Origin of the sequence: Salana multivorans (assembly GCF_003751805.1) — a bacterium.
Taxonomy (GTDB): domain Bacteria; phylum Actinomycetota; class Actinomycetes; order Actinomycetales; family Beutenbergiaceae; genus Salana; species Salana multivorans.
On sequence record NZ_RKHQ01000002.1, the window covers coordinates 530,196 to 554,525 of the forward strand.

Annotated in this window: 24 protein-coding genes, 1 pseudogene and 1 riboswitch; of the genes and pseudogenes, 4 read left to right on the forward strand and 21 right to left on the reverse strand. The window is 75.6% G+C overall.

Going from position 1 to position 24,330, the window contains the following annotated elements:
- Positions 1–297 precede the first annotated feature (297 nt).
- From EDD28_RS14660 to EDD28_RS14685, 6 genes are read right to left on the reverse strand one after another with little or no spacing between them, the layout of a single operon-like run.
- The gene (locus EDD28_RS14660; RefSeq protein ID WP_123740497.1) at positions 298–1,098 is read right to left on the reverse strand and encodes a serine/threonine-protein kinase; all 801 of its coding nucleotides are present in this window, start codon (positions 1,096–1,098) and stop codon (positions 298–300) included.
- On the reverse strand, positions 1,095–3,932 hold the full coding sequence (locus tag EDD28_RS14665) for a DEAD/DEAH box helicase (RefSeq protein WP_123740498.1): 2,838 nt from the start codon (positions 3,930–3,932) through the stop codon (positions 1,095–1,097). Before EDD28_RS14665 ends, EDD28_RS14660 begins: the two co-directional genes overlap by 4 nt.
- 9 nt (positions 3,933–3,941) lie before the next feature.
- Positions 3,942–4,904, reverse strand: a complete 963-nt coding sequence (locus EDD28_RS14670; RefSeq protein ID WP_123740499.1) for a diacylglycerol/lipid kinase family protein — start codon at positions 4,902–4,904, stop codon at positions 3,942–3,944.
- Positions 4,905–4,911: 7 nt separating this feature from the next.
- Positions 4,912–5,241 (reverse strand): hypothetical protein, encoded by a 330-nt coding sequence (locus EDD28_RS14675; RefSeq protein ID WP_123740500.1) that lies wholly within the window; start codon positions 5,239–5,241, stop codon positions 4,912–4,914.
- Complete coding sequence (locus EDD28_RS14680; RefSeq protein ID WP_123740501.1) at positions 5,241–6,221, reverse strand: helix-turn-helix transcriptional regulator; 981 nt, start codon at positions 6,219–6,221, stop codon at positions 5,241–5,243. Before EDD28_RS14680 ends, EDD28_RS14675 begins: the two co-directional genes overlap by 1 nt.
- Positions 6,214–7,170, reverse strand: a complete 957-nt coding sequence (locus tag EDD28_RS14685) for a helix-turn-helix transcriptional regulator (RefSeq protein ID WP_148059637.1) — start codon at positions 7,168–7,170, stop codon at positions 6,214–6,216. The genes EDD28_RS14680 and EDD28_RS14685 overlap by 8 nt, the downstream gene beginning before the upstream one ends.
- 74 nt (positions 7,171–7,244) lie before the next feature.
- Between EDD28_RS14685 and EDD28_RS14690 the strand changes: the two are divergent.
- Together EDD28_RS14690 and EDD28_RS17990 are read left to right on the forward strand one after the other, a co-directional pair.
- Positions 7,245–8,411: pseudogene (locus EDD28_RS14690) on the forward strand (DUF3866 family protein); the annotation flags it as partial.
- Between the two features lie 6 nt (positions 8,412–8,417).
- The gene (locus EDD28_RS17990) at positions 8,418–8,765 is read left to right on the forward strand and encodes a DUF952 domain-containing protein (RefSeq protein WP_245968152.1); all 348 of its coding nucleotides are present in this window, start codon (positions 8,418–8,420) and stop codon (positions 8,763–8,765) included.
- Between the two features lie 23 nt (positions 8,766–8,788).
- Here EDD28_RS17990 and EDD28_RS14695 read toward each other — a convergent pair whose 3' ends face one another.
- The 5 genes from EDD28_RS14695 to EDD28_RS14715 all read right to left on the reverse strand — a co-directional run bounded on the left by EDD28_RS14695 (position 8,789) and on the right by EDD28_RS14715 (position 12,360).
- Positions 8,789–9,271 (reverse strand): PH domain-containing protein, encoded by a 483-nt coding sequence (locus tag EDD28_RS14695; RefSeq protein WP_245968099.1) that lies wholly within the window; start codon positions 9,269–9,271, stop codon positions 8,789–8,791.
- Between the two features lie 2 nt (positions 9,272–9,273).
- Positions 9,274–10,116, reverse strand: a complete 843-nt coding sequence (gene hisG, locus EDD28_RS14700) for an ATP phosphoribosyltransferase (RefSeq protein WP_123740504.1) — start codon at positions 10,114–10,116, stop codon at positions 9,274–9,276.
- A 68-nt stretch (positions 10,117–10,184) separates the two neighbouring features.
- A complete protein-coding gene (locus EDD28_RS14705) occupies positions 10,185–10,448 on the reverse strand; it encodes a phosphoribosyl-ATP diphosphatase (RefSeq protein WP_123740505.1) in 264 nt (87 codons plus the stop codon).
- Between the two features lie 22 nt (positions 10,449–10,470).
- Complete coding sequence (locus tag EDD28_RS14710) at positions 10,471–11,517, reverse strand: ABC transporter substrate-binding protein (protein WP_123740506.1); 1,047 nt, start codon at positions 11,515–11,517, stop codon at positions 10,471–10,473.
- Between the two features lie 30 nt (positions 11,518–11,547).
- Positions 11,548–12,360 carry an ABC transporter permease gene (locus EDD28_RS14715; protein ID WP_123740507.1) on the reverse strand — a complete coding sequence of 271 codons (813 nt, stop codon included), beginning with the start codon at positions 12,358–12,360 and terminating at the stop codon, positions 11,548–11,550.
- A 92-nt stretch (positions 12,361–12,452) separates the two neighbouring features.
- Positions 12,453–12,595, reverse strand: a riboswitch (FMN riboswitch).
- 103 nt (positions 12,596–12,698) lie between these two features.
- On the opposite strand from EDD28_RS14715, the gene EDD28_RS14720 reads away from it, so the two are divergent.
- Positions 12,699–13,277 (forward strand): hypothetical protein, encoded by a 579-nt coding sequence (locus EDD28_RS14720; protein WP_123740508.1) that lies wholly within the window; start codon positions 12,699–12,701, stop codon positions 13,275–13,277.
- Here EDD28_RS14720 and rpe read toward each other — a convergent pair.
- Positions 13,274–13,951, reverse strand: coding sequence for a ribulose-phosphate 3-epimerase (rpe, locus tag EDD28_RS14725; protein WP_123740509.1), 678 nt, complete (start codon positions 13,949–13,951; stop codon positions 13,274–13,276). The genes EDD28_RS14720 and rpe overlap by 4 nt on opposite strands.
- 55 nt (positions 13,952–14,006) lie before the next feature.
- On the opposite strand from rpe, the gene EDD28_RS14730 reads away from it, so the two are divergent.
- Positions 14,007–14,987, forward strand: coding sequence for a squalene cyclase (locus tag EDD28_RS14730; protein WP_123740510.1), 981 nt, complete (start codon positions 14,007–14,009; stop codon positions 14,985–14,987).
- Here the strand turns inward: EDD28_RS14730 and EDD28_RS14735 are convergent.
- The 9 genes from EDD28_RS14735 to mihF form a co-directional block, all read right to left on the reverse strand.
- Positions 14,984–16,426: an RsmB/NOP family class I SAM-dependent RNA methyltransferase gene (locus EDD28_RS14735; RefSeq protein ID WP_123740511.1), complete on the reverse strand. Its 1,443-nt coding sequence runs from the start codon at positions 16,424–16,426 to the stop codon at positions 14,984–14,986. The genes EDD28_RS14730 and EDD28_RS14735 overlap by 4 nt on opposite strands.
- Complete coding sequence (locus EDD28_RS14740) at positions 16,423–17,436, reverse strand: methionyl-tRNA formyltransferase (protein WP_425469985.1); 1,014 nt, start codon at positions 17,434–17,436, stop codon at positions 16,423–16,425. Before EDD28_RS14740 ends, EDD28_RS14735 begins: the two co-directional genes overlap by 4 nt.
- Positions 17,437–17,459: 23 nt before the next feature.
- The gene (locus EDD28_RS17520; RefSeq protein WP_170169511.1) at positions 17,460–19,547 is read right to left on the reverse strand and encodes a primosomal protein N' family DNA-binding protein; all 2,088 of its coding nucleotides are present in this window, start codon (positions 19,545–19,547) and stop codon (positions 17,460–17,462) included.
- 46 nt (positions 19,548–19,593) lie between these two features.
- The gene (locus EDD28_RS14750) at positions 19,594–20,187 is read right to left on the reverse strand and encodes a GNAT family N-acetyltransferase (protein WP_123740512.1); all 594 of its coding nucleotides are present in this window, start codon (positions 20,185–20,187) and stop codon (positions 19,594–19,596) included.
- Positions 20,184–21,386 carry a methionine adenosyltransferase gene (gene metK, locus EDD28_RS14755; RefSeq protein WP_123740513.1) on the reverse strand — a complete coding sequence of 401 codons (1,203 nt, stop codon included), beginning with the start codon at positions 21,384–21,386 and terminating at the stop codon, positions 20,184–20,186. The genes EDD28_RS14750 and metK overlap by 4 nt, the downstream gene beginning before the upstream one ends.
- A 274-nt stretch (positions 21,387–21,660) precedes the next feature.
- The gene (gene coaBC, locus EDD28_RS14760) at positions 21,661–22,932 is read right to left on the reverse strand and encodes a bifunctional phosphopantothenoylcysteine decarboxylase/phosphopantothenate--cysteine ligase CoaBC (protein ID WP_123740514.1); all 1,272 of its coding nucleotides are present in this window, start codon (positions 22,930–22,932) and stop codon (positions 21,661–21,663) included.
- 2 nt (positions 22,933–22,934) lie between these two features.
- Positions 22,935–23,198 carry a DNA-directed RNA polymerase subunit omega gene (rpoZ, locus tag EDD28_RS14765; protein ID WP_123740515.1) on the reverse strand — a complete coding sequence of 88 codons (264 nt, stop codon included), beginning with the start codon at positions 23,196–23,198 and terminating at the stop codon, positions 22,935–22,937.
- A 133-nt stretch (positions 23,199–23,331) separates the two neighbouring features.
- Positions 23,332–23,925, reverse strand: coding sequence for a guanylate kinase (gene gmk / locus EDD28_RS14770; protein ID WP_123740516.1), 594 nt, complete (start codon positions 23,923–23,925; stop codon positions 23,332–23,334).
- 8 nt (positions 23,926–23,933) lie between these two features.
- Positions 23,934–24,245 (reverse strand): integration host factor, actinobacterial type, encoded by a 312-nt coding sequence (gene mihF, locus EDD28_RS14775; RefSeq protein ID WP_123740517.1) that lies wholly within the window; start codon positions 24,243–24,245, stop codon positions 23,934–23,936.
- Positions 24,246–24,330: the final 85 nt, after the last annotated feature.

Genomic DNA, 24,330 nt, shown 5'->3' on the forward strand with positions numbered 1-24,330 from the left:
CCGCGAGAGGGACGCGCGCTGGGTTGGGAGCGGGCGTCGGCCGCGGGAATGCGAACGCGACCCGGGCGCTCGGACTTCGGGCCGCCAGTGGCGTTGTCTAGTGTCCGAGCGAGCGGGTCGCGTCCAGCCCCGTTGCGGGTGGAACTCTGGTGGCGTTGCCCCCCACCGCCGCGGTGACTCGAACGAGACAACCCCGGCGAACGGCAGGTGTCAAGCCGGTAACGATGCAGGTCACGACCGTCGCCGCAGGTCAGAGCGAGCCCGATTGGTCCGAGTGAACCGCCGGTGCCCGGCGTGTCACCGCGGGATGACCGCTCGGCGTGTCGCGTCGGTGTCGGGGAACGCGACGGCACCGTCGACCTGGACGACGTCGGCGGCCGGTCCGTGCCAGCCGGGCTCGTCGAGGGCGCCGAGCCGCGGCAGCGGCGGGAGGCCCGCGCGAGCGTCGACGGACCACGTCGACCGTCCCGTGTCCGCGACCTGCGTGACGAGCTCCGTCGGCTCCCACACGACGAAGGTGGCGGGCGCGCCGACGTACAGCCGGGCCGGTGAGCCGTCGCCCGGGAGGCCGCGACCGCCGGCCCGCCAGGCGCCGCGCGTGTGGGCGAGGAACGCGGCGCGCGCCGACAGCCCCCGCGCCAGTGCGTGCCGCAGCAGGTCCCACGGGTCGAGCGTCCAGCCCGGCGCGGTGCCGAGGGCGAGCGGGACGCCGTCGGCCGCCCAGGCCCCGAGGTCGACGGATGCCGGCAGCGTGCGCGGGTCGACGACGGCGACGACGCCCGGTGCCGGGGGCCGCACCTGCCCGTCGGGTCCGGCGGTGACGAGCTCGGCGCCCGGGGTGCGCTCGACGCGCGCGACCACGCCGGCGCGGATCAGGTCGTCGGGGGTGCCGGGCGGCTCCCCCGCGTCGGCGAACGCGGGCGTGAGGAGCCGGCCGGCGAGGTCGAGCACGTCGGTCCCGGGCGACTCCGTCACGTGCCGCTGCGCCGAGGCGTCGTCCCCGATCCACGTGACGAGGCCGTCCTCGACGAGGAGCGCGGTCGCGAACCGGTCGGCGTCGGTGTAGACCGTCCCGCCGCGCACGAGCAGCCGGCTCATACGAGGTCCTGCCCGACGACGCCACGGCGGACCAGGTCGATCGCGTCACGGGCGGTGTCGCGCAGCCCGGCGTCGGGGGCCGCCACCGCGATCTGGTCGAGGACGTCGAGGACCTGCCGTGCCCACCGCACGAAGTCACCGGCGAGCAGGTCACCGCGCGACAGCACGTCGGCGAGCGAGCCGCCGCGGGCCCACTCGAGCATCGTCCGGACGAGCCCGGGGTGGACGGCGTCGGACGACGCCAGCCCGACCCGCCGCTCGAGGTCGCCCACCTCGTCGCCGCGCCCCATCGCCGTCCCGACCGCCAGCTCCAGCCGCGCGCCGAGACCGCGGGGGACGACCGGGTCGCCCTCGTCGTCACCCCGCGGGGAGTAGACGATGCAGGTGGCGGCGGCCGCGAGCTCGGCCGCGTCGAGGTGGTCCCAGTGCCCCGAGCGAAGCGTCTGCGCGAGGACGAGGTCCCGCTCGGCGTACAGCCGGCGCAGCCAGCGACCGGAGGCCGTCACGCGCACGGCGCCGTCCTCGCCCTCCTCCTCGGCGAGGTAGCCGAGCGTGAGGAGCACCTCGCAGACCTTGTCGAAGTCCCGAGCGATCGAGGTGGTGCGGTTCGAGATCCGCTGGACGAGCTTGTCGCGCTCGGCCTCCAGCGACGTGAGCCGGCGCGCCCAGCGCAGGTGGTCCTCCCGCTCGGCGCAGCCGTGCACCGGGTGCGCGCGCAGGAGCCGGCGGAGCGAGGCCAGCTCCTCGGCGCGATCGCCCGTCCGGTCGACGCTCGGCAGCTCGGCTGACGCGCCGCCCGGGAGGCCGTCGGCGAGCGCGTTGCGCAGCGAGGAGGCCAGGTCGCGCCGCTGCCGCGGGTCGCGCGCCGAGAACCCCCGGGGGATGCGGACGCGGCCGGCCACCCGGACGCCGTGCGGCGCCTCGGCGTGGCCGATCGTGCGGACCTGACGGTCCTCGCCGAGCACCTCGGGGCGCGGGCCGTCCAGCCCCGGCGTTCCGGCCTCGAGCACCACCGCCCAGCCGGCGCGGCGCCCGCGCGGGATCTCGATGACGTCGCCGGGGCGCAGCGAGCCGAGCTGGTCGGCCACCGCGCGGCGGCGCCCGGCCGAGCGCTCGCGCTGGTCGGACGACTCGATCGCGGAGATCCTCGCCTGCAGCTCCAGGTACTCCGCGACGTCGCCGCGGTCGCACGCGGCGGAGGCGAGGTAGCCGGCGATCGCGTCCTCGTGCTTGCGGAGCTGTCGCGCGAGGTGGACGACGCCGGCGTCGGCCTGGAACTGCGCGAAGGACTGCTCGAGCAGCTCCCGCACCCGGTCGCGGGGCCGGCTGCTCAGCAGGTTGACGGCCATGTTGTAGGTCGGCCGGAAGCTGGAGCGCAGCGGGTAGGTGCGGCGCGACGCGAGCCCGGCGACGCCGACCGGGTCGACGCCCGAGGCGTAGAGCACGACGGCGTGCCCCTCCACGTCGATCCCCCGCCGGCCCGCACGTCCGGTGAGCTGCGTGTACTCCCCCGGCGTCACGGCGACGTGGGCGCGGCCGTCCCACTTGACCAGGCTCTCCAGCACGACCGAGCGCGCCGGCATGTTGATGCCGAGCGCCAGCGTCTCGGTGGCGAAGACGACCTTGATGAGCCCGGCGGCGAAGAGCTGCTCGACCGCCTCCTTGAACACCGGGAGCATCCCGGCGTGGTGGGCGGCGACGCCGCGCGAGAGCGCCTGGGCGAAGGAGGTGAACCCGACCGCGGCGAGGTCCTCCCCCGGGATGCGCATCGAGATCTCGTGCAGCGTCTCGGCGATGAGGTCGCGCTCGCTCGGGGTGGTGAACCGGGCGCCGGACGCGAGCACCTGCTCGACCGCCGCCTCGCACCCGGCGCGGGAGAAGATGAAGTAGATCGCGGGCAGCAGCCCGCCCGCGTCCAGCGTCGTCACGACGGTGGAGCGGCGCGGAGCCCGGACGCCGCCGCGCTCGCGCCCGTGCCGGGAGCCGCGTCCCCGGCGGTCGTCCCGCCGCCCCCGGCCGCGGCGGTCCCCACCGGAGCCCTCGGCCCGCTCCGCGCGCCGGATCGCCTCGACCAGGTCGGGGTTGACCCGCGGGTCGCGGCCCGGGTCGGCCGCGTCGACGCCGGTGGCGGCGTAGAGCGGGATCATGTCGTTCCGGACCATCATCTGCTGCCACAGCGGGACCGGGCGGCGCTCGGAGACGACGACGGCCGTCGATCCGCGCACCTCGGACAGCCAGCTCCCGAACTCCTCGGCGTTCGAGACGGTCGCCGAGAGCGAGACGAGCCGGGCGTCCGGCGCGAGCAGGAGGATGACCTCCTCCCACACGCCGCCGCGCGAGGCGTCCGCGAGGTAGTGCACCTCGTCCATGACGACGTACCCGAGGCCCTCCAGCGTGGCCGAGCGCGCGTAGATCATGTTGCGCAGCACCTCGGTCGTCATGACGACGACGTCGGCCTCCCCGTTGATCGTCTGGTCCCCGGTGAGCAGTCCGACCCGGTTCGCGCCGTGGACGGCCGCCAGCTCGAGGTACTTCTGGTTCGACAGCGCCTTGATCGGCGTCGTGTAGAACGCCTTGCGCCCGGTCGCCAGGGCCAGGTGGACGGCGAACTCCCCGACGATGGTCTTGCCCGCGCCGGTCGGTGCGGCGACGAGCACGTCCTGCCCGCCGGCGAGGTGCTCGCAGGCGGTGAGCTGGAAGTCGTCGAGCACGAACTCCTGGCGTCGGACGAACGAGTCGAGGTCCTCGGCCGTCGCGCCGACGGCCCGCTGACGCCTCGTGCGGGCGGCGTGGGCCGCGTACCTCTCGGCGGGTGAGAGCTCCGGGGAGGTCATGTCGTCAGCCTAGGCGAGCACCGGGATCGCTCGTGGCAGCAGGTCGACCCGCGCCGGGAGCTCGCACAGCTCCTCGCCGTCTGCGTGCAGCCGCGGTGCCGGCGCGCGGCCGAGGACGTCCGGGTCGGGCAGCACGTCGACCGTGCGCGCCCGGACCACCCGGACGATGGGGTGCGTGACGTGGCTCCCGCTGTAGACGCGGGGGAAGACCGAGGCCAGCAGCGCGCGACCGACCGTGCGGGCGACGACGACGTCGAGCAGCCCGTCGCTCAGGTTCGCGGCCGGCGCGATGAGCATCCCGCCGCCGATGCTGCGCGAGTTCCCGACGGCGACGATGGTCCCGCAGTCGCCGAGGTCCGCCCCGTCGGCCACGACGCGCACCGCGTACCCGCGGAACCGCACGAGCTCCGCCGCGAGCCCGAGCAGGTAGCGGCTCTTGCCCCGCGGCCGGCGCATCGCGTTCGCCCGGGCGTTCACGGCCGCGTCGACGCCGGCGCTCGCCACGTTGAGGAACCACAGCGGCTCCCGCGTCTCGTCGACCGCGCCGTCGGGGCCGAGCGGCCGGACCCGGCCCAGGTCGAGCATCCGCGCGGGCCGGCTCAGCGAGGCGAGCAGGTGCGCGGTCTGCGTCACCGGGTCGCGCAGCGGCAGGTCGAGCGAGCGCGCGAGGTCGTTGCCCGACCCGGCCGCGAGGATCCCGAGCGGGACGCCCGGCGCGTGCTCGCGCAGGACGCCGAGCGCCACGTGGATGCCGCCGTCGCCGCCGACCGAGACGACCGCGTCGACGGGGACGCCGCCCGCGGCGGGACGCGTCACCTCCCGCGTCAGCAGTGCGGCGGCCTCGGCGACGCTCGACCCGCGCAGCTCCACGACGTCGTGCCCGGCCTCGCGGAGCATCCCGACGACCCCGGGCGCCACCCGGGCTCCGCGGCCGCCGCCGGAGCGGGGGTTGACGAGGACGGCGAGCCGCACGCGCGGGCTAACCGGTGATCCCGTCCCAGGTCGCGCTCACCTTGCGGTAGCGCGCCTGGCGGCGGGCGTTGCGCCGAGCCTTGATCTCGGCGCGCAGGGCGTGCAGCTCGGCACGCTCCCGCGGGGTCAGGACGATCCCCGGCCCCTCCGACGTCCCCTCGGCGGCGGCCAGCTCGTCGAGCTCGGCCATCCGGGCCTCGAGCCGGTCCATCAGCTCGCCGAGCGCCTCGAGCTCGGCCAGGAGCGCGCGGAAGGCGCGCCACAGCCGCAGCAGGACCCAGCCGAGGAAGACGAGGGCGGCGACGGACAGCAGCACCCAGACGAGCCACCAGGGCATCAGCTCCGCCCTCCTTCCGGTTCGTCGTACGCGGCGAGCGCGCGACGGGCGGCAGCCGCGACGCGGCGGGCGTGCTCGGCCGGGGCCAGCGCGTGCAGGTCGGGGCCGAGATCGAGGACGAGGGCGTCCAGCCACGACGGGTCGGCCACGTGCAGCAGCACCGTGATCGCCTCCGCGGACTCGGCGAGGATCTGTCCGTCGAACCGCTCGGCGACCCAGCGGGCGCGCGGGTCGAGCGTCAGGGTGACCTCGTGGTCGCCCCGCGGACGGACCGAGTCGGCCGCGGGGTCGGCCGCCTCCGGACGGCGCTCGCTCGCCTCGTCGGAGACGCTCGCGCTCACCACCCGGTCGAGCCGGAAGTGCCGCACGTCCCCGGCGCGCAGGCAGTGCGCGCGCAGGTACCACTGGTCGCCGTCCGAGAGCAGGGCGAGCGGCTCGACCGTGCGCCGCGTGACCTCGTCCGACGCCCCGACGTAGACCAGGTCGAGGCGGCGGCCGCGCGCGAGCGCGTCGCGGACCGTCGCGAGGTGCGCGGCCACCTGCGGCGCGTCGGCGGCGGCCGGTCGGTCGACCGCGACGGCGGCCGCCGTGCTCGCGGCCTCCCCCGCCGCGGCCGTCAGCTTGTCCAGCGCCGAGGTGAGCGCCGGACCCGCGAGTCCCGGCAGCTCGGCGATCGCGCGCAGCGCCACGACGAGGGCGACCGCCTCGCCGTGCCCCAGCCGGACCGGCCGCTCCATGCCCTGGGAGTCGAGCAGGCTGACCCGGCCCTGCTCCCACCGGTCGTACTGGAAGTCGATGAGGTCGCCGTGCAGGTAGCCGGGGCTGCCGGTCATCCACAGCGTCTCGACGTCGCGGCGCGCCTGCGCCTGGGTGACGCCGAAGTGGGCGGCGAGATCGGCGAGCGTCACCTCCTCGCGCGCCGCGAGGTAGGCGATCATCGCGAGGAGGCGGGCGACGCGGTCCGCGGTGCGCTCACGCATCGGCGTCCCCCGCGTCCAGGGCCGCGACGGCGAGCAGCCGGGTCCGGACGGCGTCCACCAGCTCCGGCGGCTCGAGCACGACGACGGCGTCGGCGTAGCCGGCGACCAGCGAGGCCAGGTCGCCGAGGTCGCCCGGGGCGAGCACGACGCGGTCGTACCCGGGCCGCGCGTCGGGCTCGACGGAGGCGGCGCGCAGGCGCAGCGCCGTCGCGCGGTCGGGCCGCACGAGCAGCACGGCGTCGGTCCGGGTGCGCCGGCCCTCGTACGCCGGCCCGACGGGCTGACGCTCCGACTCGTCCGGCGGGAGCACGCGGACGCCACCGGCGACGCGGGAGAGCCGGAACAGCCGCTCCCCCGCCCGCACGCGGTCGTACCCCTGGAGGTACCAGGCGCCGCCGGAGACCAGGAGGCGCCACGGCTCGACGACGCGCTCCTGCGTCGCGCCGGAGTGGGCGGCGCGGTAGGCGAAGGTGACGAGGCGGCGCTGGCTGATCGCGGCGAGCAGGGCGTCGAACTGCTCGTCCGGCGTCGGCAGCCGCAGCCGGCCGGCGAGCGGGTCGGTCGAGGCGGGCGCGACGGCCAGCAGCTTGGTGAGGCCGCGGCGCGCGGGCGAGGCGAGGTCCGCGCCGTCCCAGACCTGGGCCGCGGCGCCGAGCACGCCGATCTCCTCCGGCGTCAGCTCGATCGGCGGCAGGTCGTAGTCGGAGACGTCGATCCGGTAGCCGTACTCGTCGCCGTGCGCGTCGCCCGTGATGGTGAGCAGCGGGATGCCCAGCTCGCGCAGGGCCACCTTGTCCCGCTCGAACATCCGCTCGAAGGCCGCGTCGTTCTCGGCCTCGTGGTACCCGTTGACGCCCGAGCGGATCTGGGCGCGCGACATCGGCGCGCGTGCGTTGCGCAGCGCGATCACGAGGTCGAAGAGCCGTTCGGCCGGGGACACCGTTGCCATTGCGGACCAGCCTAGATGTTCCACCGGTCACGACCCTCCCGTCCGTCGCGGCCGACGCCTCCTAGGGTTGGCCCATGATCATCTGGCGAGAGGGCGTCGTGACGGCCCGCGGGGCGTCGTGGCGGGGAGTCCAGGAGCTGAGCGTCCAGGTCACCGGCGGCGGTGCGGCCGGTGGCGGGCCGGCCGCCGTCGCCCCCGGCGTCGCGCTGCGGGCTCTCGCCTACCCCGGGCTGGTCGGCGAGCCCGAGGTCGGCGACCGCGTGCTCCTCAACGTCTCGGCCCTGGCCCGCGGTCTCGGCACGGGCGGGTACGCGCTCGTCGTCGCGGTTCCCGACCGCCTCCCGGCCGACCCCGAGCCCGGCCCGGGGCACGTCGTCAAGGCCCGCTACACGCCCGAGCAGGTGATGGTCCTCGGCGTCGACGAGCAGGAGTCGCCCGACCACGAGCTGCTGCGCGAGGCCGACTCGCTCGACGGCATGCCCGTCGTCGTGGCCGACCTCCACTCGGCCCTGCCCGCGATCATCGCCGGCGCGCGCGACGAGGCGGCGGCGACCGGTCGGGTCATGCCGCGGATCGCCTACGTCATGTCCGACGGCGGCGCCCTGCCCGCCTGGTTCTCCCGCGCGGTCGCCGGCCTGCGGGAGGCCGGCTGGCTGGCGTCGACCCTCACGGTCGGCCAGGCGTTCGGCGGCGACCACGAGGCCGTCACGCTCCACACCGGGCTGCTCGCCGCCCGGCACGTGGTCGGTGCGGACATCGCGATCGTCGCCCAGGGGCCCGGCAACCTGGGCACCGGGACGCGGTGGGGCTTCAGCGGCGTCGCGGCGGGCGAGGCGATCAACGCCGCCGCCGCGCTGGGCGGGCGTCCGATCGCCTCGCTCCGGGTGTCCGGCGCCGACGGCCGCGGGCGCCACCGTGGCGTCTCCCACCACTCGACGACGGCGTACGGGCGCGTGGCGCTGGCCGCCGCCGACGTCGTCCTGCCCGTGACGCACGGGCGGGACGAGCCCGGCTATCCCCGGGACCTCGAGGAGTCGGTGACGGACGCGGCGCGCGAGCTGGCGGCGACGCCCGGCTCGCCGTCGCGTCGCGAGGACCGGCGCCACCGGCTCGTCCGGGTCGGCACGGCCGGGCTGCGCGCCGCGCTGGAGACCTCGCCCGTGCGCCTGTCGACGATGGGCCGCTCGCTCGAGGCCGACGCGTCGCCGTTCCTCGCCGCGGCCGCGGCCGGGCGGTGGGCCCAGCGCGTGTCGGTCGGCTTCACGGGGATCGCGCGGCACCTGGCTCTGCGCTCGGACTGGGCGGCGGCGCAGGACTCCGGCGAGTACGCCGTCTCGACCCGCGGGGCGGGCGTGGCGGAGGTCGGGTTCGTCCACGCGAGCCGTCCGGGGCAGCTCGTCGCCATCCGGGACGCGTTCTACTCCGACGTGCCGGACGCGGACCTCGTCGCCCTCGAGCTCGACCTCGTGGCGCTCGGCGAGCGCGGGATCGTCGTCGTCGAGGAGCCGGGCGACCCGCGCGAGCCGGCCGGCGAGCGGTTCCCGCACGTCTACGGCACGCTGCCGCTGGACGCGGTGACGCCCGTCGACCTCTGAGCCGCGGGCGGGCCGCCCTCGGCTCAGGCGTCGAGCGCCGTCCCGTAGTGCTGGACGAGGGCGGCCAGCCGCGCCGCGGCGTGGCGCGCGCGCTCGCCGTCGGCGCTCTGGATCGCCATGACGGCGAGCTGGTCGCCGTCGGCGAGGTCGAGCTGGGCCCAGGCGCGGTCCGGGGAGAACCGCACCGAGACGATCTGGGCCCACTCCAGCCGGGTCGTCCCCATGAGGTTGCGCACGGCGAGGCCCCGCGGCGTCGGCGTCGCGCTCACGGAGCTCTGCCGCCACAGGATGCCGAGCAGGAGACCGGCGACCACGACGACGAGGAGGTAGTCGCCGATGCCCAGCCGGGTCGCGGCGTTCGGCTGGACGAACACGAACAGCAGGACGACGCCGGCGAGCACGAGGATCGACAGGACGACCCCGACCACCGGGGCCCAGCGGGGCCGGAACGGGGTGAGGTCCGGCGCCGGGCCGACCCGCCCGTCGGGCTCACGCGGGGCGGTCACGGCTAGATCCGGGACGCGTGGATCTTGGTGACGAGGATCGCGCGCGCGCCCATCTCGTAGAGCTCGTCCATGACGCGGTGGCTCACGCGACGCGGCACCATCGTCCGGACGGCGGCCCAGCCGCTCTCGTGCAGCGGCGAGACGGTCGGCGACTCCAGCCCCGGCGCGACCTCAACGGCCCGCTCGAGCAGGTCGGCGGGGATGTTGTACTCCATGAGCACGTACTCGCGCGCGGTCAGGACGCCCTGGATGCGGCGGTCGAGGACGTCGAACCCGGGCCGCGGGTCGCCCAGCGGACGGATGAGCACGGCCTCGGACTCGAGCAGGACGTCGCCGAACGTCGACAGTCCGGCGGCCCGCAGCGTCGAGCCCGTCTCGACCACGTCGGCGACGGCGTCGGCGACGCCGAGCTGGACGGTCGACTCGATCGCTCCGTCGAGCCGGATGACGTCGGCCGCGACGCCGCGCTCGGCGAGGTACCGCTCGACCAGGACGCGGTAGGACGTCGCGATCCGCTTCCCCGCGAGGTCGGCGACGCTGGAGATCGCGACCGACGGGGCAGCGAAGTGGAACCGCGACCGCGCGAAGCCGAGCGGTCGGTGCTCGATCGCCTCGACGCCGGAGTCGATGAGCAGGTCGCGGCCGGTGATCCCGGCGTCGACGGTGCCCGAACCGACGTACACGGCGATGTCGCGCGGACGCAGGAAGAAGAACTCGACGTCGTTGTCGGCGTCGACGAGGACGAGCTCGCGCCCCTCGCGGCGCTGCCGGTAGCCGGCCTCGGCGAGGATCTGGCACGCGGGGTCGGACAGGGAGCCCTTGTTGGGGACGGCGATTCGCAGCATGGTCTCTTCAGATCGGGTCAGACAGGTGGGGTGAGGCAGGTCGGGGGCGGTGAGCTGCGCGTGCCGGCTCACAGGTGGCGGTAGACGTCCTCGAGGTCGAGTCCGGCCGCGATCATCATGACCTGCGCGTGGTACAGGAGCTGGGACAGCTCCTCGGCCGCGCGCTCGGGCCCCTCGTGCTCGGCGGCCATCCAGGACTCCGCGGCCTCCTCCACCAGCTTCTTGCCGATGAAGTGGACGCCGGCGTCGAGCTCCTGGACCGTGCCCGATCCCTCCGGCCGCAGGGCGGCCTTCTCGCGCAGCTCGGCGAACAGGTCATCGAAGGTCTTCACGGGCAGCGAGTCTACCGAGGGCTCATTCGGGCGGGTTGACGTAGCCGTTCTCCGGGATGCTCTCGATCATCCCGGCGTCCACCATGGCGCGCGCCATGGACTGCCAGCGCGCCGGATCGGTCAGGCCGTCGTGGCCGTAGAGCTTCGTCGTGGCCGTGATGACGGCGAGCGCGTCCTTCTTCGCGGCCGAGGTCATGCCGGGGATGTAGGTGGCGGCCAGCTCGACGGCGGCCTCCGGGTCGGCGGTGACGGCGGCGGCGCCCTGCATCGTCGCGTCGCGGAACGCCGCGAGCTGCTCCGGCGTGAGGGCCGTGTCCTGCGGGGCAGCGATGCCGATGCTCACGAGGTTGCCGACCGGGAAGACCGTGACCTCGACGCCGGCGTCCGCCAGCCGGATCGCGTCCGAGGTGGAGAAGCCCACGACGGCGTCCACCTGGTGCGTCACGAGCGCCGTCACCTGCGTGTAGCCGATGCTCTTGACGGTGATGTCGTCGAGCGTGAGGCCGGCGTCGGAGAGCAGGATCTGCAGGGCGAGCCAGGTCGAGCCGAACTCCCCCGGGATGCCGACCGTCGCGCCGGCGACCGACTCGAGCGAGCTGACGCGCCCCCCGGTCGGCGCGAGCAGCGCCTGCGGCGACTGCGCGTAGACCGTCGCGACCTGCTGGAGGTTGCTGCCCCCGGCGCGGCTCATCAGGACCTCGTCCCCGCTGGCGACGACGAGGTCCTCCTCGCCCGCCTCGAGCGCGGTGAACAGGCCCTCGTTGACGCCGTGGTGGCGCAGCGTGACGTCGAAGCCGGCGTCCGCGTAGTACCCGTTCGCCACGGCCGTGTAGAACGGCGCGAACTGGACGTCGGGGACGTACGTCAGCCCGAGCACGACGGGGACGAGGTCGTCTGGGGCGCGGGAGGAGCCCTCCGACGAGCCGGCCGAGCCGGTCGGCGATCCGTCGGACGACGGCGGGGTCGGCGCCCCGACGGTCGCGCAGGCGGTCAGCGCAGCGAGCGCCGCGACGACGGCGAGTCCGCGCAACGGGCGGAGCTGGCGGGGGCGGTGGGTGGTGCGTGCCATGGATGGGTCCTCTCGGGTGGGACGCGTCGGTCAGGCCTGGGTGAGCCGCCGAGCACGGTGCTCGGCGAGGCGGACGAGGAAGTAGCCGGCGGCGGAGACCCCACCGATGACCACGAGGGTGGCGAACATGCCGGCCGTGTCGGTGCGGTCGCGCTGCGCGACGAGGAGCTGGCCGAGGCCGTGCCCGCCGAGGACGAACTCGCCGACGATCGCGCCCGTCATGGCGAGCGCGACGCCGGCGCGCAGGCCGGCGAGCGTCTCCGGCGCCGCGAGCGGGATCTCGAGGTGGCGCAGGAGCTGCCACGTCCCGGCGCCGTCGACGCGCGCGGCCCCGATGACGTCCGGGTCGAGCGAGCGCAGGCCGAGCGTCGTGGCGATGACGACGGGGAAGAACACGATGACGGCGGCGAGCAGCGCCGTCGTCCCGTTGCCGTACCCGAACCAGAGGGCCAGCAGCGGCGCGATCGCGATGGCCGGGATGGCCTGCGAGATCGCGACGTAGGGCTCGACGGCGGCGGCCGCCGCCCGCGAGTGGACGATGATCCAGGCGAGCGGGAGCGCGACGACGACGGCGATGCCGATGCCCCAGAGCGCGACGCCGGCGGTCGCCAGCGTCGCTGGCCACAGGTCGCCCGTCGCGGCCAGCTCGCGCAGCGCCGCGACGACCGCTCCCGGGGACGGCAGGAGCGTGCGGCCGAGCCGGCCGGAGCCCCAGGTCCACAGGAGCAGGAGGGCGACGGCGAGGACGAGCGCGGGCAGGAGGGTCGTCGCGATGCGTGTGGCTCGGCGCGGAGCGCCGGCGCGCGCGCCAGCACGGGGTGGGGCCGTGGTCAGCCGCGTCATCTCGCCTCCCGGTCGCGTCGTCGCGTTCCGGGGTGGTCGAGCAGCGTGGTGGTGCGGGCGCACCACCACGCAGGGGGCGCGAGAGCGCTCCCCCGTGCTTCCTCCCATCCGGACTTTCACCGTCGGTCCTGGAGTTCCACCAGGTCAACCGCCACCGAGGCCGGACGAACCGGCCACGGCTGCGGGTCGCGGACTGTCACCGCCGGCTCGGACTTTCACCGACCCCGGAGCACGTGTGTGGTCACAGCCTAGTCGAACGGGTGGAGGTTGCGTGGCGATCGTGCGCGACGGGGAGCGCGGCCATGGACACCGCGGGCGGCCACGCCAGGGTGGGAGGCATGACGACGGAGCACGGAGACGTCCCCCTGCCGGCGCACCCGGTGGCCGAGCTGCCGCCCGGGACCGCCGATGCCGTGCCGGTGCGCGCGCCGGTCGATGCACCCCGCCTGGGCCGCGTCGTCCTTCACGCGCTGTGGGTCGGCGTCGTGGCGGTGGCGGTGCTCGGCGTCGTCCGGTTCACCGTGGAGGACGCGAACCCCGTCGACGGACAGCTGATCCTCAACTCCCTGGCCGCGGTCGTGGTCACCATCTTGATCTGGGGCGTGCCCGCCCTGATCTGGGCTGGCGTCGTCGGGGTCGTGACCTGGTGCGTGCTGGTCGGGGCCGCGCCGCTGGCCCGGTGGTCGCGGATCCTGACCGCCGGCATCGTTGGCGCCGCGACGGGAGGACTGCTGCGGCTGGTCTCGCAGCCGGTGGACCTCGTGGTGTACGGGCTCGGTCTGCTCGACGGCGGAGCCGGCCTGCTCGCCGGCGTCGGGCTGGCCGCGGTCACGGCCGCGCTGACGGCGGCCCTGGTGACGCGGACCTGCCGGCCGCGCCGACGCCGTCGACGGGGCCCCGCGTCCTCGCCGAGCTAGTGCCGGTGCGCCCGCGCGTGACCGGCCTCGGCGAGCTCGCGCAGGCGCGCGATGGCCCCGGCCGGGTCCTCCGCGCGGAACACGGCGGTCCCGGCGACGAACGTGTCGGCACCGGCCTCGGCGGCCCGCTCGATGGTGTCCGGGTTGATCCCGCCGTCGACCTGGATCCGGATGTCGAGGTCGCGGTCGGCGATGGCGCGGCGGGCGCGGCGGATCTTGTCCAGCATGGGATCGATGAACGACTGCCCGCCGAACCCGGGCTCGACCGTCATGACGAGGAGCATGTCCAGCTCCGGGAGCACCGGGAGGTAGGCGTCGAGCTCGGTCGTCGGCTTGAGCGCCATGGCCGAGCGGGCGCCCAGCCGGCGCAGCTCGCGCGCCAGCCGGATCGGCGCGCTCGCCGCCTCGGCGTGGAACGTGACGCTCTGCGCACCCGCCTCGGCGTAGGCGGGCGCCCAGCGATCGGGGTCGGTGATCATGAGATGGATGTCGAGCGGCACCGGCGTGATCGGCACGAGCGCCTCGACCACCGGCAGTCCCCAGGTGAGGTTGGGCACGAAGTGGTTGTCCATGACGTCGACGTGCGCCCAGTCCGCCGTGGCGATGAGATCGAGCTGCGCGCGCAGGTCGGACACGTCGGAGTTGAGGATGCTCGGAGTGATGCGGATACCCACGCCCCGACCCTAGCGTCAGCTCCCCAAGGCGGCCCGCGTGCCGTACCGTCCTGACATGGACCCCGAGGTGCGTGACTGGCTGCTCGACACCGACCCGGCGCTGCGCTGGCAGGTCGAGCGCGACCTGCTGGACGAGCCCGAGCCCGTGTGGCGTGCCACCCGAGAGCTCATGGCGACCGAGGGCATGGCCGCCCGGCTGCTCCGGCTGCAGGACCCCGACGGTCAGTGGGCCGGCGGCGCGTTCTTCCCCACCCGGCGCGATCCCCGCGCGCTCGTCACGCCGGGCGACGAGGACCAGCCCCTGTGCCAGCCGTGGACGGCCACGACCTGGACGCTCGCGACGCTGCGCGAGTGGGGGCTGGACGCGGCACTCCTCGCCGGCACGGCCGAGAAGCTGACGACCGTCCGGTGGGAGTACGACGACCTGCCCTACTGGGGCGGTGAGGTCGATGCCTGCATCAATGCCAAGACCCTCGCCACGGGCGCCTGGCTCGGCGCGGACATCGAGCCGATCGTCACCTGGTTCCTCGAGCACCAGCTCCCCGACGGCGGGTGGAACTGCGAGTGGGTCGAGGGCTCGACGCGCTCGTCGTTCCACTCCACGATCAACTCCCTCGCCGGGATCCTCTGGTGGGAGCAGCACACGGGCCGGGACGACCTGCGGGACGCGCGCCACCGCGCCGAGGAGTACCTGCTGGAGCGCCGGCTGATGTACCGGCTGTCCTCGGGCGAGCCGGTCGGGCCGTGGGTCAGGCTGCTGCACTATCCGTTCCGCGCCGTGTACTCCTCGCTCCGCGCGCTCGACCACCTGCGTCGGGCCTCGGCGACCGACGGCGCGCCACCCGACCCGCGCGCGGCCGAGGCGGTCGAGGTGCTCCGCTCCCAGCGGCACGAGGACGGTCGGTGGTACCAGGGCTACCGGCTGCCAGGTGAGCGCTGGTTCGAGATCGACGTCCCGGTGGGTGAGCCCTCCCCCTGGCTCACGCTCCACGCCCTGCGGGTGCTGCGCTGGTGGGACGCGGGGCAGCGCTCCTAGCGGCGGCGCAGCAGCGCGAGGAACATCGCGTCGGTGCCGTGGCGGTGCGGCCAGAGCTGGAGGAACGGTCCGCGTCCGTCGGTCTCGGCGATGCCGGCGAGCCCCGGCGCCACCGCCCGCGCCACCTCGACCGCGTCGATCGGCTCGACGTCGTCGCGTCCCGCCAGGACGGGCTCCACGATCCCCCGCGTCTCGGCCAGGTGCGGCGAGCACGTCACGTACCCGACCACGCCGCCGGGGCGCGTCGCGTCGATCGCCGAGGTCAGGAGCGCGGTCTGGAGGCCGGTGAGCGAGTCCAGGTCGGCCGGGGTGCGCCGCCAGCGAGCCTCCGGGCGGCGGCGGAGCGCGCCGAGGCCCGTGCACGGGGCGTCGACGAGCACCCGGTCGAACCGGCCCGGCTCGTCCCGTCCGAGGTCGCGGCCGTCCCACTGGCGGACGTCGATCAGCCCCCGCGGCACGGCCTTGACGCTGCGCTGCACGAGCCCGACGCGGTGCGGCTGGACCTCGCCGGCGACCAGCACGGGCCGGGCGTCGGTCTCGGCCTCGTCGTCGAACCGGCCGTCGGCCTCTCCGTCGGCCCAGCCGGTCCGCTCGGCGAGCAGCGCCCCGAGCAGCGCCGACTTGCCGCCGGGGCCGGCGCACAGGTCGGCCCAGACGCGATCGCGTCCCGTGACCGGCGCCCCGGCGAACGCGAGCGTCACGAGCTGCGACCCGGCGTCCTGGACCCCCAGCCGGCCCTGGCGCACCGCCGGGATGCGGCCGGGGTCTCCCCCGTCCAGGTGCCACGCCGTCGGGACGCCGGGGAACGGCGACACGTGGTGCTCGCGCTCCAGCTCCCGCTCCGACACGAGGCCGGGCCGAGCCGCCAGCGTGACGCGCGGTGCGGCGTTGTCGGCGGTCAGCAGCTCGCCCAGCTCGCCGGCTGCGCCGTCGGCCGCGAGGGACTCGCGCAGCGCGCGGACGATCCACGCCGGGTGCGACGTGCGGGCGGCCAGCAGCTCGAGCCGGTCCGTCGCCCGCTCGGCGAGGCGTCGGTCCCACTCGGCCGGGTCGGCCCGACCGACCTGGCGCAGCACCGCGTTCGCGAACTTCGCCGCGCCGGGGCCGGCGACGTCCCGCACGAGGTCGACCGTCGAGGCCACCCCCGCGTGCGGCGGGACGCGCATCCCGAGGAGCTGGTGCGCGCCCAGCCGGAGCGCGTCGAGCACGCGCGGGTCGATCTCTGACAGTGGCCGGGTCGCACACAGCGCGAGGACCGCGTCGTAGTAGCCGCGCAGCCGCAGCGTTCCGTAGGCCAGCTCGGTCGCGAACGCCGCGTCGCGACCGGAGATCCGGCGCTCGGCGAGGAGCGGCGGCAGCACGAGGTTGGCGTAGGAGTCCGACTCGGCCACCGCGCGCAGGACGTCGTACGCCGCGCGACGGGGGGCGTCGACGCTCATCCGGACACCTCCGGCCCGGACCCGGCGGCGGACCAGTCGAACCTTGCCCCGGGCTCGAGCCGCGCGCCGCGCGCCCAGTCCGACGCCCGCATCCAGCTCTTCCCGGCCGGAGCGACGTCGCCGAGCTCGACCGCGCCACCGCCCGTGCCGACCCACACCCCGGTCCGCGTCACGGCGATCTCGCCCGGCTCCAGCCCCTCGGGGACCTCGGGCGGCCCTCCGCGCCGCGTCGCCCAGGCGGGGAGGACGGGGCCGAGCTTGACCCGGACGCCGCCCAGCTCCGTCCACGCCCCCGGGGCCGGCGTCATCGAGCGGACGAACCGGTCGACGGCCAGCGCGGGCGCCGTCCACGGCACCCGCGCGTCGGCGGGCAGGATGCGCGGGGCGAGGCTGACGCCGTCGGTCGGCTGCTCCGCGAGGACGGCGGTGCCGGCGGCGAGCGCGTCGAGGCACCGGAGCACGAACGGGGCGCCGGCGACGGACAGCCGCGCCAGCAGCTCCCCGCTCGTGTCGCGGGGGCGGACGACCTCGGTCATGGCGCCGATGACCGGACCGGTGTCCATGCCGGTCTCGAGCCGGAACACGGTCGCGCCGGTGAGCTCGTCGCCGTTGCGGACGGCCCACTGCACGGGCGCTGCGCCCCGGTAGGCGGGCAGGAGCGAGAAGTGCAGGTTGACCCAGCCGAGCCGAGGGACCTCCAGCAGCGCGGCCGGGACCAGCACGCCGTAGGCGACGACCACCGCCACGTCGACGTCCAGCTCCTCGACGGCGGCCCGGGCCTCCGGCGTGCGCAGGGTCGGCCACTCCAGGACCTGGAGCCCGAGCTCGCGCGCGGCGACGGCGACCGGGCTGGGCTCGTCGGAGCCGCGCCGCCGACGGCGCGCCGGCGGCCGGGTGAGGACCGCGACGACGTCGTGCCGCTCGGCGAGGGCGCGCAGCGTCGGGACCGCGACGTCGGGGCTGCCGGCGAACAGGACGCGCAGGCGCGGTGAGCTGAGGTTCTCGGGCACCGGAGAAGTCTAGGTGTCCGGCGTCACCAGTCCTTCGGATCGACGACGACGCGCACCGTTCCCTCCCGCTTGTGCGCGCTTCGCACGGCCATGCCGGTCCGGACCGCGGAGCTGAGCTCCGCGCCCGCGGCCAGGGGGGCGCGCACGAGCGCTCGGACGGTGTCGGCGGCGGCCTCGGTCTCCGGTTCAGCGGCGCCTGCCCGGCGCTGCCGTCCGCCGCTCGCCCGGCCTTCGAGCGGAGCCGGGAACGGGCCGAGGAGCTCGGCGCCCTCAGGCAGGTCGATCTCCATGAGCAGGTCGGTGACGGCGTCGAGCCCGCCAGTCAGCGTGATCGCCCGCACCGTCGGCGGGAAGTGCAGCTCGCGGCGCTCCGCGAGCTCGCGGTCGGCCTCGCCGTCGGGGTCCCACCGCACGAGCGTCTGGGCGAGCCGGACGTCGCCGCCCCCGGCGATGAGGACGGGCCGGTCGGCGCGCACGAGCGAGGCGGCGTTGAACCAGCGGCGCAGCGCCTCCTCACCGCCGGTGAGCCCGGGAAGGGACGTGGCGAGCGGGGCGTCCAGCAGCATGCCGGCGGCGTAGCCGTCCTCTGCCTCGGGCTCCGCGCCGGGCGTCGCGACCACGATCCGCGGCCTCCGGTCGACCTCGAGCGTGAGGCTGCCGGCCTCGCTCGCCGTGACGAGCGTGCGCGGGAACGCGCGGCCCAGCTCCTCGGCCGTGCGGCGGACGCCGACGCGCATGGCGCGCAGCCGGGTCGAGCCGCACTCGACGCACCGCCACCGCGTCGCGAGCTCGCCGCAGACCACGCAGACGGGGTCGCGGGAGGTGTCAGTGAAGGCCAGCGCGCCGTCGCAGCCGAGGGTGGCGGAGCAGCGCGCCACCTCGCGGCACTGCGCGCAGACCAGGTGCGGGACGTAGCCGGCGCGGGGCGACTGGACCAGCACCGGGCCGTGCTCCAGCCCGTCGCCGATGGCGCGCCACACGGGCGTCGGGACGCGCGCCGGCGCGCCGGTCCGGGCGACGTCCTCCTCGTCCAGCGCGTGGACGCGCGGCGTCAGCGCGCGGACGGTGGCCCGGTCGGCCCGCAGCGGGGCGGCCCAGCCCGTCGCGACGAGGTGGTGGGACCACACCGACCGGCCGACGCTGCCGTACAGCAGCGCGGTCCGCTCCGGCTCGGCGCGCATCGCGAGCACCTGCGGCGCGAACGGGTACGGGGCCCGCTGCTCCGCGTAGGAGTCGTCGCCGTCGTCCCAGCACACGACGAGCCCCAGGTCGACGAGCGGCGCCCAGACGGCCGACCGCGTCCCGACCGCAACCCTCGCGAGCCCGGTGAGCGCCCGCAGGTGCGCGCGCGCCCGGACGCTGGGACCGTCGGAGGCGACGAGCCGGACGACCTCCTCGCCCAGCGACTCGCTCAGCACGGGGGCGATGCGGTCGACGTCGCGCACGTCGGGCACGACGACGAGGACGGACCGCCCGGCCGCGCGCGTCGCCCGAGCCGCCAGCGCGATCATGGCCCGCGCCGAGTCGGGGCCGCCGAGGTGCGTCCAGACCGCGCGCGGTGCCTCGCCGGCGGCGAGCCGGCGCAGCAGGGCCTCGCCACCGTGGATGCGCGCCCAGCCGCCCGGGTCCGTCGGCGGGTCGGGCCGCGTCGACGGCGCGACGGTGCCGGCCGGCTCCCCCGCCTTCTCCAGCGCCGTCAGGACGCCCGTCTCGGCGCGCGCGTGGCGGCTCGGCACGGCGAACCGCAGCACGTCCGTGAGCGTGCCGACGTACCGGTCGGCGACGGCCCTGGCGAGGGCGGCGATCGTCGGCGTCAGGGTCACGACGGGTGAGACCAGCCGACGCAGCGGCTGGAGGGTGCGGCCGTCGTCCTGTGGGCCGCGGTCCCGGACCGCGAGGACCCAGCCGTCCCGGTCGCGGCCGGCGAAGCGCACCTTGACGCGGGTGCCGGGGACGACGTCGTCGGGCGAGCCGGCGCCCGCCAGGTCGCGCGGGATCGTGTAGTCGAACGGCCGGTCGAGATGGAGCAGGGGCGTGTCGACGGCGACCTCGGCGATCCGCGTCGCCTCGGCCTGGTCGGCGCTCTCGCCCCCGTCCCGTCCCTCCGTCATGGGCACCATCCCACCACGGACCACCGACACCCCGCGGCCCGGGTGGCTAGACGAGGTGGAGGGCCCGGACCGTCGCGTCCGGATCGGTCGCGAGGCGCGCGTGCAGCTCGACGTCGAACCTCTCCGCGCCGTAGCGCAGCTTGCCCCGCTCGATCCCCTCGACGAGGTAGCCGGCCCGGCCGGCGACCCGGCACGAGGCGGGGTTGTTGACGCGGTGCCCGAGCTCGAGCCGGAACAGCCCCGCGTCGAACGCCCACGCGGACACCGCGGCGAGGGCCGAGGCGGCGAGCCCGCGCCCCCGGGCGGACGGCGCCACCCAGTAGGAGGCCCAGGCGGTCCCGTGCCGGCTCTCGATGGCCGAGAGGGTGACGCTGCCGACGGCCAGCCCGTCGTCGTCGATCGCCCACGAGCGCGTTCGCGGCAGCGCGCTCGGTCGTTGCGGGGCACGGTCGGTGCCGTCCTCCGGCGGTGCCGCGTCCGGATCGGCGAGCGTGCTCGCCAGATAGGCGGCCGCGGCGTCCGTCGTCGAGAGGTCGGCACCGCCGACCTGGACGGCGAGCGCGGGGTCGGCCCGGAAGGCCGAGCTCAGCGCCCCCGCGTCCGAGCGACGCCACGCGCTGGCCGTGGGCCGCGATCTCACAGCGCCGCGGTCAGCTCCGCGACGCGGTCGGTGCGCTCCCACGTCAGCTCGGGCAGCTCGCGGCCGAAGTGGCCGTAGTTCGAGGTCAGGCGGTAGATCGGCCGGAGCAGGTCGAGGGAGTCGATGATCGCGGCCGGTCGCAGGTCGAACACGCGCGAGATCGCGCGGGCGATCGCCTCCGGCGTCACGCCGGGCGCCTCGGTGCCGAACGTCTCGACGTACACGCCGACGGGGTGCGCGCGCCCGATGGCGTACGCCACCTGCGCCTCGCAGCGGCGGGCGAGACCGGCCGCGACGACGTTCTTGGCCACCCAGCGCATGGCGTAGGCGGCCGAGCGGTCGACCTTCGACGGGTCCTTGCCGGAGAACGCGCCGCCGCCGTGGCGGGCCATGCCGCCGTAGGTGTCGACGATGATCTTCCGGCCGGTCAGCCCGGCGTCGCCCATCGGGCCGCCGATCGTGAACGCCCCGGTCGGGTTGACGAGCACCCGCAGCCCGTCGAGGTCGAGCCCGGCCGGCGCATGCTCGGCCAGGACCGGCTCCAGCACCTCGGAGCGCAGTGCGGCGGCCAGCTCGTCCTCCGCGAGCTCGGGCGCGTGCTGCGCCGACATGACGACGGTCTCGAGCGCGACGGGCCGGTCCCCCTCGTACCCGATCGTCACCTGCGTCTTGCCGTCCGGCCGCAGGTGCGGGACCGCCCCGGACCTGCGCACCGCGGCCAGCCGCTCGGCGAGCCGGTGCGCGAGGTGGATCGGGAGCGGCATGAGGGTGGGCGTCTCGTCGCTCGCGTACCCGAACATGAGCCCCTGGTCGCCGGCGCCCTGGAGGTCGTAGGGGTCGATGGCGACGCCCTCGCGCAGCTCGTGGGACTTCACCAGGCCCTGCTCGATCTCGTGCGACTGCTGGCCGATGGAGAGCGAGACGCCGCAGGAGGCGCCGTCGAACCCGACCTCGGACGACGTGTAGCCCACCCCCGTGATGACGCCGCGGACCAGGGCCGGCATCTCGACGTAGCCGGTCGTGTTGATCTCGCCGGCGACGTGGACGAGCCCCGTCGTCACGAGCGTCTCGACGGCGACGTGTGCGCTGGCGTCCTCGGTCAGGAGCGCGTCGAGGATCGAGTCGGAGACGAGGTCGCTGAGCTTGTCGGGGTGACCCTCGGTGACGGACTCGGACGTGAAGGAACGAAGCTGACTCACGGGGAGCCAGCCTAGTCGCGCCCACCGAGTGGAAGGTCGTGCGTCCCGCGCCTCTTGCGGGTCAGGACGAGTCCGATCGCTCACGCACCGGAGACGGCGAGCCCACCGATGAGCCACCGTGCGTCGAACCCTTGAGGCGGGCTGTCCGCCAGGTGGTCGGCGCCCCCGACGTGCGGCTCCGCGGGGTCGTACGCCTCGGCCTCGGCCAGGTAGTCGGACAGCTTCTGGCGATACTCCTCGAGCGGGTAGAAGTCCTTGCCGTTCGTCGGGATGGTTAGTCGCGCCCTCCGACACCCAGGCGCGCCGCGACGAGATCGACCAGTCCGTGGGCGACGTCGTCCTTCGAGCCGGCGACCTCGCCCACGACGTCGCCGGCCGCGTCGAGCACGGTGACGGCGTTCGGCACGTCGCCGAAGCCGGCGCGCTCCCCCACGGCGTTGACGGCGAGCAGGTCGGCGCCCTTGCGCCGCGCCTTCGCGCGGCCGTGGTCGAGCACCGTCGCACCACCGCCGTCGGCGGTGTCGCCGGCCGCGTCGCCCGTCTCGGCCGCGAAGCCCACGACGACGGACGGTCGCGTCGACCCGCTCTCGGCGTCACCGGACTCCCGCCGCAGCGCGCGGTCGCGGACGAGGCCGGCGAGGATGTCGGGGTTCTCGACCAGCTCGAGCGTGAGCCCGGGCGAGTCGGCGGACTTCTTGATCTTGGCGGAGCTGACCTCGGCCACCCGGTAGTCGGCCACCGCCGCCGACATGACGACGACGTCGGCCGTCGGTGCGAGGGCGCGCACGGCACGTTCCAGCTCGAGTGCCGTGGAGACCCGCTCGACGGTGACGCCGGGCAGGTCGAGCGGCACCTCGACGTGGGCGGCGACGAGCGTGACGTCGGCTCCGCGGGCGGCGAGCGCGGCCGCGACGGCGCGGCCCTGGCGGCCCGAGGAGCGGTTGCCGAGGAAGCGCACGGGGTCGAGCGGCTCGCGGGTCCCGCCGGCGGTGACGACGGCCCGGACACCGACGAGGTCCCGCGGCGCCACGAGCGCCAGCGCTGCGGCGGCGATGTCGGCGGCCTCGGGCAGTCGGCCCTGGCCGGAGTCGGCCCCGGCGAGCCGTCCGGAGGCGGGGTCGAGGACGAACGCGCCGCGCGAGCGCAGCGTCGCCACGTTGGCCTGCGTCGCCGGGTGCCGCCACATCTCCGTGTGCATCGCTGGCGAGAACAGCACGGGGCAGGTGACGGTGAGCAGCGTCGCCGTCAGGAGGTCGTCGGCCTGGCCGGTCGCGGCGCGGGCGAGCAGGTTCGCCGTGGCGGGGGCGACGATCGCGAGGTCGACGCTGCGCCCGAGGTGGACGTGCTCCGTCTCCGCCGCACCGGTGAACACGTCGGTGTGGATCGGGTGCCCGGCCAGCGACTCCCAGGTGGCGCGGCCGACGAACTCGAGCGCGGCGGGCGTGGGCACGACGTGGACGTCGTGCCCCGCCTCGGAAAGCAGACGGAGGAGGCCCACCGCCTTGTAGGCGGCGATGCCTCCTCCGACTCCGAGCAGGATGCGCAGGACTACTCCTCGGTGGGCGTGTAGTCGAGCAGCCCCTTGTTGATCTCGCGCATCGCGATCGACAGCGGCTTCTCCTGGTTGCGCGTCTCGACGAGCGGCCCGACGTACTCGAGCAGGCCCTCGTGGAGCTGGGCGTAGTAGGCGTTGATCTGACGAGCGCGCTTGGCGGCGTAGAGCACGAGCGCGTACTTGGAGTCCGCGACCTCGAGCAGCTCGTCGATGGGCGGGTCGGTGATGCCCTCGGGGGCGGCGACGGTTCCGGCCATGGTGGTCCTCACAGTCCAGTGGTGGCGCCGGTGGTGGCGCCGAGTGGGTCGATGGGCTGCCTCGGCGACGTGGGGCCGGGTGTCACCCGGGTGCTCCCGCGTCGCGGCAACGACCTCTCATCCTAGCGCGGGTTCACCCCAGCATGAGGGAGGCGAGCTCGTCCGTCGCGCGCTCCACGTCGTCGTTGACGACCACGACGTCGAACTCCCCCTCGGCCGCGAGCTCGACCCGCGCGGTGGCCAGGCGCCGCTCCTGCTCCTCGGCCGTCTCCGTCCCCCGGCCGATGAGCCGGTGGACGAGCTCGTCCCATGAGGGCGGCGCGAGGAAGACGAACCGCGCGTGCGGCATCGTCTCCTTGACCTGCCGAGCGCCCTGGAGATCGATCTCGAGCAGGACGGGGACGCCCTGGGCGAGGTGCTCCTGCACCGCGCGGCGGGGGGTGCCGTAGCGGTGCCGACCGTGGACGACCGCCCACTCGAGCATGTCGCCCGACGCGACGAGGTCGTCGAACTGGTCCTCGGAGACGAAGAAGTAGTGGACGCCGTCGACCTCGCCCGGGCGGGCCGGGCGGGTCGTGGCGGAGACGGACAGCCACACCTGCGGGTAGCGCCGGCGGATGCCGGCCGAGACGGTCCCCTTGCCGACGGCCGTCGGCCCGGCGAGGACGGTGAGACGCGCGGCCCCGGCGGGCTCGGCGGTCCGGGGAGGCTCAGGGGTCGAGGTCACCCGGCCACTCACCCGAAGCGCGTGACGAGCGCGTCACGCTGGTGCGGTCCGAGGCCGCGCACGCGGCGCGTCTCGGCGATGCCGATCTCGGCCATGATCTGGCGGGCGCGCACGGGACCGACGCCGGGCAGCGACTCGAGCAGGGCGCTGACGCGGAGCTTGCCGATCGCCTCGTCGGACTCGGCCGCCTCGAGCACGCTGGACAGCGACGCGCCCGAGTACTTGAGACGGTTCTTCACCTCGGCGCGCGTGACCCGTGCCTGGGCTGCCTTCTCCAGCGCTGCGGCGCGCTGCTCAGCTGTCAGGTGGGGAAGTACCACGATGTCTCCTTCGTGCGTGGGGGCGTCGCTGGACGGGCCGGGTTCGCCCTGGTCGGTGAGCGTGCCGCTCCTGGCAACCTAGTCG